13 protein-coding genes are annotated in these 11,549 nt (G+C 71.8%); 4 read left to right on the top strand and 9 right to left on the bottom strand.

The window, feature by feature from the left end; translation table 11 throughout:
* The first annotated feature begins 16 nt into the window (after window positions 1-16).
* The gene (locus tag VIL67_RS17745) at window positions 17-1,102 is read left to right on the top strand and encodes a phosphotransferase family protein (protein ID WP_332050252.1); all 1,086 of its coding nucleotides are present in this window, start codon (window positions 17-19) and stop codon (window positions 1,100-1,102) included.
* Here the strand turns inward: VIL67_RS17745 and lpxK are convergent.
* Genes lpxK through VIL67_RS17720 form a run of 5 tightly spaced genes read right to left on the bottom strand, consistent with a single transcriptional unit; the run spans window position 1,099 to window position 6,895 of the window.
* Window positions 1,099-2,106 (bottom strand): tetraacyldisaccharide 4'-kinase, encoded by a 1,008-nt coding sequence (lpxK, locus tag VIL67_RS17740; protein ID WP_332050251.1) that lies wholly within the window; start codon window positions 2,104-2,106, stop codon window positions 1,099-1,101. The two genes, VIL67_RS17745 and lpxK, sit on opposite strands and share 4 nt — an antisense overlap.
* Entirely contained in the window at window positions 2,103-3,383 is a 1,281-nt protein-coding gene (locus tag VIL67_RS17735; protein ID WP_332050250.1) for a 3-deoxy-D-manno-octulosonic acid transferase, read from the bottom strand. Before VIL67_RS17735 ends, lpxK begins: the two co-directional genes overlap by 4 nt.
* A complete protein-coding gene (locus VIL67_RS17730; protein ID WP_332050249.1) occupies window positions 3,380-4,387 on the bottom strand; it encodes a cation diffusion facilitator family transporter in 1,008 nt (335 codons plus the stop codon). Before VIL67_RS17730 ends, VIL67_RS17735 begins: the two co-directional genes overlap by 4 nt.
* Before the next feature lie 31 nt (window positions 4,388-4,418).
* Window positions 4,419-5,123 carry a lysophospholipid acyltransferase family protein gene (locus tag VIL67_RS17725; protein WP_332050248.1) on the bottom strand — a complete coding sequence of 235 codons (705 nt, stop codon included), beginning with the start codon at window positions 5,121-5,123 and terminating at the stop codon, window positions 4,419-4,421.
* Complete coding sequence (locus tag VIL67_RS17720) at window positions 5,120-6,895, bottom strand: ABC transporter ATP-binding protein (RefSeq protein ID WP_332050247.1); 1,776 nt, start codon at window positions 6,893-6,895, stop codon at window positions 5,120-5,122. Before VIL67_RS17720 ends, VIL67_RS17725 begins: the two co-directional genes overlap by 4 nt.
* Window positions 6,896-6,994: 99 nt before the next feature.
* Here VIL67_RS17720 and VIL67_RS17715 point away from each other — a divergent pair, with 99 nt between their 5' ends.
* From VIL67_RS17715 to VIL67_RS17705, 3 genes are read left to right on the top strand one after another with little or no spacing between them, the layout of a single operon-like run.
* Entirely contained in the window at window positions 6,995-7,633 is a 639-nt protein-coding gene (locus VIL67_RS17715) for a glutathione S-transferase family protein (protein ID WP_332050246.1), read from the top strand.
* Between the two features lie 52 nt (window positions 7,634-7,685).
* Window positions 7,686-8,378: a fused DSP-PTPase phosphatase/NAD kinase-like protein gene (locus tag VIL67_RS17710; protein ID WP_332050245.1), complete on the top strand. Its 693-nt coding sequence runs from the start codon at window positions 7,686-7,688 to the stop codon at window positions 8,376-8,378.
* A gap of 57 nt (window positions 8,379-8,435) precedes the next feature.
* Complete coding sequence (locus VIL67_RS17705) at window positions 8,436-8,660, top strand: hypothetical protein (RefSeq protein ID WP_332050244.1); 225 nt, start codon at window positions 8,436-8,438, stop codon at window positions 8,658-8,660.
* Here VIL67_RS17705 and VIL67_RS17700 read toward each other — a convergent pair.
* From VIL67_RS17700 to VIL67_RS17685, 4 genes are read right to left on the bottom strand one after another with little or no spacing between them, the layout of a single operon-like run.
* Window positions 8,657-8,899 (bottom strand): DUF4170 domain-containing protein, encoded by a 243-nt coding sequence (locus tag VIL67_RS17700; protein ID WP_332050243.1) that lies wholly within the window; start codon window positions 8,897-8,899, stop codon window positions 8,657-8,659. The two genes, VIL67_RS17705 and VIL67_RS17700, sit on opposite strands and share 4 nt — an antisense overlap.
* A 29-nt stretch (window positions 8,900-8,928) precedes the next feature.
* Window positions 8,929-9,720, bottom strand: coding sequence for a 3'(2'),5'-bisphosphate nucleotidase CysQ (locus VIL67_RS17695; protein ID WP_332050242.1), 792 nt, complete (start codon window positions 9,718-9,720; stop codon window positions 8,929-8,931).
* Window positions 9,717-11,048, bottom strand: a complete 1,332-nt coding sequence (locus tag VIL67_RS17690; protein ID WP_332050241.1) for a TldD/PmbA family protein — start codon at window positions 11,046-11,048, stop codon at window positions 9,717-9,719. Before VIL67_RS17690 ends, VIL67_RS17695 begins: the two co-directional genes overlap by 4 nt.
* Window positions 11,049-11,085: 37 nt before the next feature.
* Window positions 11,086-11,487: an MAPEG family protein gene (locus tag VIL67_RS17685; RefSeq protein WP_332050240.1), complete on the bottom strand. Its 402-nt coding sequence runs from the start codon at window positions 11,485-11,487 to the stop codon at window positions 11,086-11,088.
* Window positions 11,488-11,549 lie beyond the last annotated feature (62 nt).

Here is an 11,549-nt window from a genome sequence, read left to right as displayed (position 1 = left end):
AGCAGGAGGGGACCCCATGTCCGTGACCACCGACGTCGCCGCCGAACAGGCTCGCGAGCAGGCCAACACGGGCACCAAGGAGGTCGCCGAGACCCACCGCTTCGACGAGGCGGCGCTCGCCCGCTGGATGGAGGCCAACGTCGAGGGCTACCAGGGCCCGCTGGAGGTCCGCCAGTTCAAGGGCGGCCAGTCCAACCCGACCTACCAGCTGATCACCCCGGCCAAGAAGTACGTCCTGCGCCGCAAGCCGCCCGGCAAGCTGCTGCCCTCCGCGCACGCCGTCGACCGCGAGTTCAAGGTGATCAGCGCGCTGCATCCCACCGGCTTCCCGGTGGCGCGGCCCTACGCCCTTTGCGCCGACGACAGCGTCATCGGCACCATGTTCTACGTCATGGACATGGTGGAGGGCCGCGTCCTCTGGGACCAGAGCCTGCCCGCCTATGGCCCGGCCGAGCGCAACGCGATCTTCAAGGCCAAGATCAAGACCCTGGCCGACCTGCACAACACCGAGTACGCCGCCGTCGGCCTCCAGGACTACGGCAAGCCCGGCAACTACATGGCCCGGCAGGTCGACCGCTGGACCAAGCAGTACAAGGCGTCGGAGACCCGCCACATCGAGGAGGTGGAGCGCCTCATCGACTGGCTGCCCAAGACGGTGCCCCCGCAGGAGCGCACGTCCATCGTCCACGGCGACTATCGCCTGGACAACATGATCTTCCACCCCACCGAGCCGCGGGTCGTGGCGGTGCTCGACTGGGAGCTCGGCACCCTCGGCGAGCCGCTCGCCGACTTCACCTACGTCCTGATGAACTGGGTCAACGGCACGATCTCGACCCTGCCCGACCTGAAGGCCCACGGGATCCCGACCCTCGACCAGGCGGTGGACTACTACTGCAGCCTGACGGGCCGCTCCGGCATCCCCGACCTGAACTGGTTCTTCGCCTACAACGCCTTCCGGCTGGTCGGCATCCTGCAGGGCATCCTCGGCCGGGTGCGCGACGGCACCGCCAACCATCCGGACGCCGCCAACATGGGCCCGCGGGTCGAGGCGCTCGCCAAGATGAGCTGGGCCTACGCCCAGAAAGCCGGGGCCAGCGCCTAGAGCCCCGCCTTCGCCAGCACCGCGTCCAGCGCCGCCTCGTCGTCGAAGACGGCGCGGACCGGCCAGGCGGCGACCCGCGAGCGCCAGGCCGGCGGCAGGCGCACCCAGTCCTTTTCCGTGGTCACCAGGCCGGCGCCGAACTGGCCGGCCCGGGCGGCGAGCCGCGCGAGTGTCGCCTCGTCGTAGGCGAAGTGGTCCGGGAACGGCGCGAAGTCCGCCAGTTCGCACCCGGCCGCCTGCAGCGCCCGCTCCACCTTCCACGGCTTGCCGACGCCTGCGAAGCCGACTTGCGGGCCCGCCGGCGGCGGCTCGGCGGCCACCAGGTGAGCGCAGAGCGTCGGCCGGGCGCTCAGCGCGGCCAGCAGGTCCGGCTCCGCCGTCGGCAGGTCGGCCGGCAGCAGCACGACGGAGGCGTCGGCGCGCGCCAGTCCCGTCGACAGCGGCTCGCGCATCGGACCGGCCGGGAAGACGCGGCCGTCGCCGAACGGCCATTCCTCGTTGCGGGTCTCGCCATCCACCACCAGCAGCGACAGCGCCTTCTTCAGCGCCGAGTTCTGATGGCCGTCGTCCATCACCACCACGTCTGCGCCCGCGGCCACCGCCGCCCGCGCGCCGGCGGCTCGGTCGCGCGACACCCAGACCGGGAAGTCACGGGCCAGCATCAGCGGCTCGTCGCCCACGTCCGCCGCGCTGTGGACCTCCGGGTCCACGCGCACCGGCCCCGTCAGCGATCCGCCATACCCCCGCGACAGCAGGTGCACGGTGCGGCCCCGGGCCGCCAGCCGCGCGGCCACGGCGCGCACCACCGGCGTCTTGCCCGCACCGCCCATGGTGACATTGCCCACGCAGATCACCGGCGCGCCTGGATCTGCCCCGACGGTACGTTTCAGCCGCCGCGCCGTGGCCGCCATCCAGACCCAGGACAGCGGCGTCAGGAGGCCGCGCGTGACCGGCATGGAGCTCCGGTCGCGGCGATACCACCAGCGGGGCGTGGCCAGCTTCATGCAGGCAGCAGGGGCTCGAGCCGGGCCACCGCGCGGTCCAGGGCCGCACCCTGCCGCTCGGCATAGGCGAGGGCCGCTTCGCCCATGCGCCGGGCGACATGGGGATAGGTGAGCAGGCCGCGGATGTGCCGGGCGAGCACGTCTCCGTCCCCGGCCTCCAGGGCGGCGCCCTCGCGGATGAGATCCTCGTAGATCTCAGCAGCGTTGTACGCCTCGGGTCCGGTCAGCACCGCCTTGCCGATCCGCGCCGCCTCCAGCGGGTTGTGGCCGCCCACGGACGGCGGAAAGGCGCCGCCCATCACGACCACGTCGGCCAAGGCGTAGAAGAGGCCAAGCTCGCCCAGGGTGTCGGCCAGGTACGTGTCCGTCTCGGGCCCGATCGACTGTCCGAGCGAGCGGCGGGCGATCGTCCAGCCCCCTCCGGCCATCTCGCGGCCGATCTCATCGGCGCGAGCCGGATGGCGCGGGGCGATCACCAGCAACGGCGAGGCGTCCGGCGCGGCCTTCCGCACAGCCTGCGCGATCAGCAGCTCGTCCCCCGGATGGGTGCTCGCCGCCAGCACCACCTTGCGCCCCGCGGCGGCGGCCGCCAGGTGGGCCAACGCGGCCTCGTCCCAGGAAAGCGGCGCGCCGACCAGCTTCAGGTTAAGGGCGTCGCCGACGCGGCCCCCAAGTGCGGCGAGGCGCTGCGCGGTCGCGGAGTCCTGCGGCATGATCAGGTCGAAGGCGGACAGCAGGCTCCGGGCGCTGCCGGGCCAGCGGGCCCAGCGTCGGGCGCTGGCCTCGGTGATGCGGGCCGACAAGAGCGCCAGGCGCACGCCCCGGGCGCGCGACGCGCGCAGCAGGTTGGGCCACAGCTCGCTCTCCACCAGCACGCCGGCGCCCGGCCGCCAATGGTCCAGGAACCGGGCGACCGCGCCGGGGGTGTCCACCGGGGCGAACTGGTGGATCACACCGGCCGGTAGGCGCTCGGCCAGCAGCTTGGCCGACGTCGCCGTGCCGGAGGTGACCAGCAGGTTCAGGTCGGGGCGACGGGCGCGCAGCGCCGTCACGAGCGGCAGCAGCGACAGGCTCTCGCCGACGCTGACGCCGTGCAGCCAGGCCAGGGGCCCGGGCGGGCGAGGGGGCGTGGCGCGTCCAAGGCGCTCAGCCAGCCGGGAGGGATCCTCCTTTCCCCGCTCGGCCCGCCGTTTCAGCACGCCAGGCGCCAGCGGCTCCAGCAGGCCCGTCGCCAGGCGGTAGAGCCCGAGCGGCAGGGTCGGGGCGATCCGGCTCACACTACCTCGGCCGGCGCCAGGCGGCAGGCATGCGCCGCGTCGGTCTCCACCTGCAGGGTGGCGTGGCCGATGTTGAACCGCCTGTGCAGCCCCTCGCAGGCCTGGTGCAGGAAGGCGTCGGCATCGGCGTTCGCCGGCCGGATCAGGTGCGCCGTGAGCGCCGTCTCGGTGGTGCTCATGGCCCAGATGTGCAGGTCGTGCACGGACTCCACGCCGGGCAGGGCCGCAAGCCAGGCGCGCACCTCGCCCACGTCGATGCCGCGCGGCGCCGCGTCGAGGGCCAGGTCCACCGAGTCGCGGAGCAGGCTCCAGGTGCCCAGGACGATAACGGCCGCGATCAGCAGGCCGAGCGCCGGGTCGATCCACTGGAGGCCGGTGAGGCCGATGGCGAAGGCACCGATCACGACGGCGAGGGAGACCGCCGCGTCGCCGGCCATGTGCAGGAAGGCGCCGCGCACGTTGAGGTCCGAATGGCTGCCCCGGAAGAACAGCAGGGCGGTGGCTGTGTTGATCACCACGCCGAGGCCGGCGACGGCCATCACCAGGCCGGTCTCGATCGAGGCGGGCTCGCGCAGGCGGTGAACGGCCTCCGACACGATGGCCCCCACCGCCACCAGCAGCAGCACGGCGTTGGCCAGCGACGCCAGGATGGTCGCCTTGCGCAGGCCATAGGTGCGGCGGCCGGTCGGCGCGCGGCGGGCCAGCACCGTGGCGCCCCAGGCCAGGACCAGCGACAGGACGTCGGAAAGGTTGTGGCCGGCGTCGGCCAGCAGGGCCATGGACCCGGTCCAGATGCCCGCCCCGGCTTCCGCCAGCACGAAGGCCGTGTTCAGCACCACCCCGATGGCGAAGGCGCGGCCCATGTCCGCCGGGGCGTGATGGTGGTGGCCGTGTCCGTGCGAATGCCCGTGCCCGTGCCCGTGCCCGTGCCCATGGGCGTGAGCATGGTCGTGGTGGTGATCATCGTGGTCGTGATGATCGTGGTCGTGGTGCACGCGGGCCATGGGGCCTATGTCTCACCGGGCGAAGCGGCGATCAATGCGGCCGGCCGACGAGCGCCTCGGCCCGCCGGGTGGCGGCCGAGAGCCGGGCCGACCAGTCGGCGACCAGCGCCTGGATTGTCGCCTCGTCGGCGTCCGGCGGCACGAACAGCGGCCCCTCCCAGACCACGGCGCCGCGGCCGAACGGGGCGGCGAACATCACCTGGTCCCAGGTCTTGCGCAGCTGCCAGGCCGGATTGGCGGCGATGCCCATCAGGAAGACCGGCTGGCCCGAGCGCCGGGCGATCTGCAGGGCGCCGGGCGCGATCACCTCGTTCGGGCCGCGCGGCCCGTCCGGCGTCACCACCAGGGCGCCGCCCTCCGCAACCCAGGCCACCGCCTCGCGGATCGCGGCCACCGCCTGCCGGGCCTTGGCGCTGTCGCCCTTCTTGGCGGAGGAGACGCGGATCGCCGGGAAGCCCGACATGGCCAGACCCTGGGCGATGAATTCGCCGTCCGCCGAGGGCGAGACGAAGGCGCGCGTCTGCTTGCGCCACCACTGCGGCGCGGTCGCCAGGCACAGCGGGATGCGCCCGTGCCAGAAGAGGGCGATGGCTCCGCTTCGCCCCGCCAGCACCGGCTCCACGCACTCGACGTTCTCATGCGTCCAGCGCACCGTGCGCAGCACCACGCGTAGATAGGTCCCCAGCACCCAGCCGAGGAAGGCCTGGACGCCGTCGTTGCGGAGCAGCTTCTTCAAGCGGCCGTCTCCGCCTCCAGGTCCTGGGACTTGGCCAGGCGGGCGTACAGGCCGCGCTTCTTCAGCAGGCTGGCGTGGTCGCCGGTCTCCACGATGCGCCCGCGGTCGATCACGTAGATGCGGTCTGCCCCCCGCACGGTGGACAGCCGGTGCGCGATCAGCAGGGTGGTGCGCCCGGCCATCAGGCGCCGTAGCGCCGCCTGCACCTGCGCCTCGCTCTCGGTGTCGAGCGCGCTCGTCGCCTCGTCGAGCAGCAGGATGGGCGCGTCCTTCAGGAAGGCGCGGGCGATGGCGATCCGCTGCCGCTGCCCCCCCGAGAGCCGCGCGCCGGCCTCGCCGACGGTGGTGTCGTACCCGTTCGGCAGGTCGACGATGAATTCGTGCGCCGCCGCCGCCATGGCCGCCTGCTCGATCGCCTCTGCCGGGGCGTCGGGCCGCGCATAGGCGATGTTCGCCCGGATCGTGTCGTCGAACAGGAACGGCTCTTGGGTGACGAGCGCGATCTGCGCCCGCAGGGAGGCGAGCGTCACGTCGCGGACATCCTGGTCGTCGATCAGCACCCGGCCGGCGGTCGGATCGTAGAAGCGCGGGATCAGGTTCAGGATCGTGGTCTTGCCGCCGCCCGAGGGCCCCACCAGGGCGATGGTCTCGCCGCGCCGGGCCTCCAGGTCGACACCCTCCAACGCGGGCGGGCCGTCGCCGCTGTACGAGAAGCCGACGTTCTCGAACCGGATCAGGCCTGCGCCGCAGGCCAGCGGCCGCGCGCCGGCGCGTTCCCGCACCTCCGGCTCCACGTCCAGCGCGCCGAACAGCCGCCTTGCCGCCGACATCCCCTCAGCCATGACCGTCTGCAGGTTGGCGAGCTGGCGCAGCGACTGGGAGGCGAGCCCCAGGGCGCCGATGAAGGCCACGAAGGCGCCGACGGTCATCGCCCCCTGCTGCGAGCGCCAGCCCGCGTAGGCGATGACGGCCGCGGTGATCAGGGTCATCACCAGCTCGGTGGAGGGCGCGGCCCGCGCGCGTGCGTTGGCCCCCTTCAGCAGGTGGTTCTGGCGGCGACGCACCACCTCGGCCACGCGCGCCTCCTCGTAACCCTCGCGGTTCTCGATCTTCACCACGCGGATGCCGTCGAGGCTCTCCATGATCGCCGTCGAGAGCGCCGAGGTCTCGGCCATCGCCCCCTTGGTGGCCTTGGTGGTCCGCTTGGAGAACCGGCGCATGATCCAGCCAGACAGCGGAAGGGCCACGATCAGCGCTAGCGACAGGTTCCGGTCGTTGGAGACCATGACGGTGATGGCGCCGATCACCGTCAGCAGGTGCTGGGTGTAGTTGATGACGCCGGCGGTGGCCGCCTCGCGGATCAGCCCCGCGTCGTAGAGCACCGAGGATACGTAGGCCCCCGAGTGCTGGCTCCGCAGCCGTGCGAGGTCGGCCCGGACTAGGCGGCCGAACAGCTGCACCTGGATGTCACCCACGACCCCGTTGCCGATCCGATTGACCAGCGAGGCCTGGACCATCTGAGCCACGGCCCGGACCAGCGCCAGCAGGGCGATCGTGATGGGCAGGGCCACCAGCTGACCCGGTTTGTGGTTGACCATCAGGTCGTTGACCGCCGGCTCCAGGATGCGGATCAGCTCGGCGGAGACCGCGGCGACGACGATCGCGGCCACGAGGGCCGTCAGCCAGCCCTTCCAGCGCGGCGCCATGTAGCCCCGGGCCACGCGCGCCACGACCTCGCGGGCGGAGAGCTCCTGTTCGTGGCCGGGGTTCATGGGGCAGGCGTCGGCTGTCGCGTCGGCGAAGTCAAGACAACCCGATTGCGCCGGCCCGTCGCTCCGGCGATGGATGGGGCGCTGGAACAGGGGGCGACGATGATCACGGTCTGGGGCGAGGGGCGGGGCTTTCGGGTCGTCTGGTTGCTGGAGGAGATGGGGCTGCCCTACCGCCTGCGCGACGTGGACATGCTCGCCGGTGTCGAGAACGACACCGAGTTCCTGGCCATCAATCCGGCGGGCTTCATCCCGGCCCTGCAGGACGGCGAGGTGGTCGTGGTGGAGTCCATCGCCATCCTCGAATACCTGATAGGCCGCTATGGCCCGACCCCGCTCGCGCCCGGGCCGCAGGATCCCGCCTTCCCAGCCTACCAGCAGTTCCTCCACCTGGGGGAAGCCGGCCTCGCCATGCCGATGTTCATGAAGGTCGTCAGCGACATCCTCGCGCCCGACGCCGAGCGCGACAACTGGGGCGCCCGCAAGGGCGTCTCGATGTTCGAGAACCGGCTGCGCCTCGTCACCCGCCAGCTCGCCCGCGCCCCCTACATGGCGGGCGAAGCCTTCACCGCCGCCGACATCTCGGTGGCCTACGCCCTCGAGTTCGCCGTGCACGCCGGCGGCTTCACCCTGGCCGAGCCCGAACGCGCCTATCTCGCCCGCATCACGGCCCGCGAGGGCTACCGCCGCGCCATGGACGCCTGTCCAGCCAGAAAGGCGTGGATGGAGCCCGACGCATAGACCTGAAGGCGCGACCCTGCCGCCGCTTTGCGAGCCCACCCGAAGCGCCTAGATGAGCCGCATGACGAGTGAGCCCGTCCACAACCCGTTCGACTTGAGGAGTCCGGCCGGCCGCGTGAAGGCCTATGCCGACTACCTGTGGAAGGACCACGCCTACCTGCGTCTCGGCTTCTCCAACGCCCACTGGATTTCCGAGGAGTTGGTGCGGACCAACCAGCCGTGGCCTCATCAGCTCGCCGCGTGGAAGGCGCGCGGGATAAAGACGGTGATCAATCTGCGCGGCGGCTTCGACGCGAGCTTCCATGCGCTGGAGAAGGACGCCTGCGAGCGGCTCGACCTGACCATGGTCGACTTCACCATCACCTCGCGCGAGGTGCCGAGCGTTCAGCGGGTGCTGGGCGCCAAGCGGCTGTTCGAGACGATCCAGTATCCCGCCCTGATGCACTGCAAGTCCGGCGCGGACCGGGCTGGGATCATGAGCGTGCTCTACATGCACTTCCGGAAGGGCAAGACCATTCGGGAGGCCATGGACCAGCTCCACCTGCGTTACCTGCACGTGAAACAGGGCAAGACGGGCGTCCTGGACTACACCTTCGAGCGCTATCTCGAAGAGGGCGAGCCGGCCGGGATGAGCTTCCTGGAGTGGGTCCAGAGCCCGATGTACGACCCGGCGGGCATGAAGGCCAAGTTCCGCGCCGGCATGCTCGGCAGCGTGCTCACGGAGAAGCTGCTGCGGCGCGAGTAATCGCCGATAAGTCGTTCAACCGACAGACGCGCGTTAGGCTCTGTGCGAGCATAAGCCATGAGCAGTGCGTCGGGCCAGGTCGGGTTGAGCGAGGATTTCTACACCCTGCTGTGTGTGCGCAGCGATGGTGTGGCGTCCTTCGTCGACGTCTACCCGGCGGCTGACGTCGAGCTTGTGCGGAGCCGCGCCGCCGCCCTGCTCAGCGAGCATCGCAGCTCCCACAAGGTCGAGGTCTGGCGCGACGGCGCCCTGCTCGAGGAGTTCGAGCGCGCCGCGACCTAGTGCTCGTGGTCGTCCTGCGCGTCGGGGTCGAGCAGCCGGTGCGCGTGGATGATGAAGTAGCGCATGAGCGCATTGTCCACCGTCTCCTGCGCCTTGGCGCGCCAGGCGCGCACGGCGTCTTCGTAGCTGGGGAAGGCGCCCACCAGGTCGATCCGGTTGAGGTCGCGGAACTCGGGCTTGCCTTCGAGGGACTTCAGTTCGCCGCCGATGACGAGGTGCAGCAGCTGCTTGTCGGACATCTTGAACCTTGGTCGAGGGGAATGCTGGATCAGCTTGCCGTGGCGATATGCCGGACGCGCTCCAGGATCAATGGGGCCAACGCGGGTGTGGCGCAGATCAGGCTGGCCTGGACGGGATCGGCGCCGTTGTAGCGGAAGGGGCGGCCATGATGGTCGCCTACATAACAGCCCGCCTCGCTGGCGATCAGGTCCGCCGCGGCCACGTCCCAGTCGTGCTTGGGCACCGGCGCCACCGCGGCGTCGAACTCACCCGCGGCCACGAGGCACATCCGATAAGCGGTGGAACTGCGCTGCTCGACGCGCATCTCAGGCCAGGGGATCGGCCAGCTCGGGTGCGTGAACAGGCGTGGGTCGCCGGCCATGGCGCAGCCTTCCATGGCGCTGACGCCGCTGGGGGCGATCGGCGCGCCGTTGCGCGTGGCCCCGCCGCCGACGCGCGCGGCATAGGTCTCTGCGACCTCCGGGGCGAACACCACGCCGGCGATCGGCCGCTGATCCTCGACCACGGCGATCGAGACGGCCCACCAGGGCCGGTCGTTGAGGAAGGCGCGCGTCCCGTCGATCGGGTCGACGACGAACAGCCGGCGACATGCGAGCCTGGCGGGATCGTCCGCCGTCTCCTCGGAGAGCCATCCGTAGTCGGGGCGGGCGGACCCCAGCCGCTCGCGCAACAGGGCGTCGGCGGCCAGGTCGGCGTTGGTGACCGGCGAATTGCCGGCCTTGTATTGAACTTCCAGGCCCCGGGCGCGGAGGTCGTGGGCGAGCTGGCCGGCTTCGTGCGCCGCCTGCAGGATCAGGGCGAGGTCGGCCGCGGCGCTCATCGGCCCGCGATGGCGAGCCCGTCGATCAGCAGGGACGGCGCATTGGACGCCCCGCGGATCTCCAGGTCCGCGCCGGGAACGAGGCGGCCGTAGATGTCGATCAGGTTGCCCGCGACCGTGATCTCGTTGACCGGATAGGCCAGCTCGCCGCCCTCGAACCAGAAGCCCGAGCAGCCCACCGACCAGTCGCCGGTGTTGCCGTTCAAGGAGGGGCCGAACATCGAGGTGACGAGCAGGCCCTTGCCCGCATCGCGGATCAGCGCCGCCTGGTCCTTGTCGCCGGGCATGAGGGTCAGGTTGGAGGGGCCGACGCCCGGCGGGCCTGCCAGGCCGCGGGAGGCGTGGCCGGTGGTCTCCAGGCCGAGCTGGCGGGCCGAGGAGGAGTTCAGCAGCCAGGTGGTCAGCACCCCGTCCTCGATGATGGCCTGGCGGGCGTTGGCGACGCCCTCATCGTCGAACGGCGAGGAGCCCAGGCCGCGGGGCCGGTGCGGGTCGTCCATGATGGAGACGCCCTTGGCGAACACCGGCTGGCCCAGCTTGTCCTTCAGGAACGAGGTGCCGCGGGCGATGGACGGTCCGGAGATCGCGCCGATCAGCGGGCCGAGCAGCGAGGCCGCCAAGCGGTTCTCGAAGATCACCGGCGCCGTGGTGGAGGCGATCTTGCGCGCGCCCAACCGGGCCGCCGCCCGCTTGCCCGCCTCGGTGCCGATGAACTCGGGGGAGGGCAGGTCCGACTGCCAGCGGACGGAGCGGCCCTCATAGCCGTTCTCCATGCCGTTCTCGTCCCCGGCGATCGCCGACGCGCCCATGGAGAAGCCCGAGGCGCGGTGCACCCCGGCGAAGCCGCCGCTGGTCACCATGGTCCATTGCGACGACGACCACGAGGCGGACGCGCCGTCCGAGTTGGTCACCCGCGGCACCGAGCGCGCCGCTCCCTCCGCGGTCCGCGCCCGCGCCTCCAGCGTCTCCGGGGTCGGCTCGCTGGGGTCGAAGATGTCGAGATCCGGCAGCGGCCCGCGCGCCAGCCGCGCCGGGTCCGCGAGGCCGGCGTACGGGTCCTCCGGCGCCAGGCGGGCCATCGCCACGGCCCGCTCCACGAGCTTCGCCCGGCCCTCGGCGCTGATGTCGGATCCTGAGACCGTCGCCTGCCGCCGTCCGACGAACACCCGCAACCCCAGGTCGCGCGCCTCTTCCCGCTCAACCTCCTCGAGATCGCCCAGCCTGACGGTGATCGACAGCGCGCGTCGCTCCGCGCTTACGGCCTCGGCCGCGTCGGCGCCCGCCTTCAGGGCGGCGTCGACCACATCTCGCAGCAGGTTTTCGTCCATCCCGGGCATATGGCCGACCACGCCCGCCCCGGCAAGCTCAGGGGATGGCGTGGAACAGCAGCGCCACCGCCGCCGCCAGATAGGCCAGCCAGGTGAGTACGACGCCGAGGCTCCTGGGCAGCGTCGCCTCGCCGCTGCGGGACAGCCCCACCGCATGCGCCGTCCGACCCGCCAGCAGGATCAGCCCCAGGCTGTGCACCACCATCGGGGCCGCCCCCGCCGCCGCCAGGATCCCGAGCGCCACCAGCCCCGCCGGCACGTACTCCGTGGCGTTGCCGAAGGCGCGGATCGCCTGGACCAGCGAGGGGACCCCGCCGTCCCCGAACGCCACCTGGTGCTGCCGCCGCTGCCGCACGACCCGCACCGAGAGGACGAGCAGCAGGATCAGGTGCAGCCCCGCCCACAGCGCCGCAGCCTGCGCCGAAGCCGTCGCCTCCATGCCGGTCCTCCGTTGGTGGGAGCAGTTGCGCCCGGTTCGCGGCCTTGGGCAAGGCTCGTCAG

The organism is Phenylobacterium sp. (assembly GCF_036563385.1).
Classification (GTDB): domain Bacteria; phylum Pseudomonadota; class Alphaproteobacteria; order Caulobacterales; family Caulobacteraceae; genus Phenylobacterium.
This window is presented reverse-complemented; position numbering and strand designations above follow the sequence as displayed.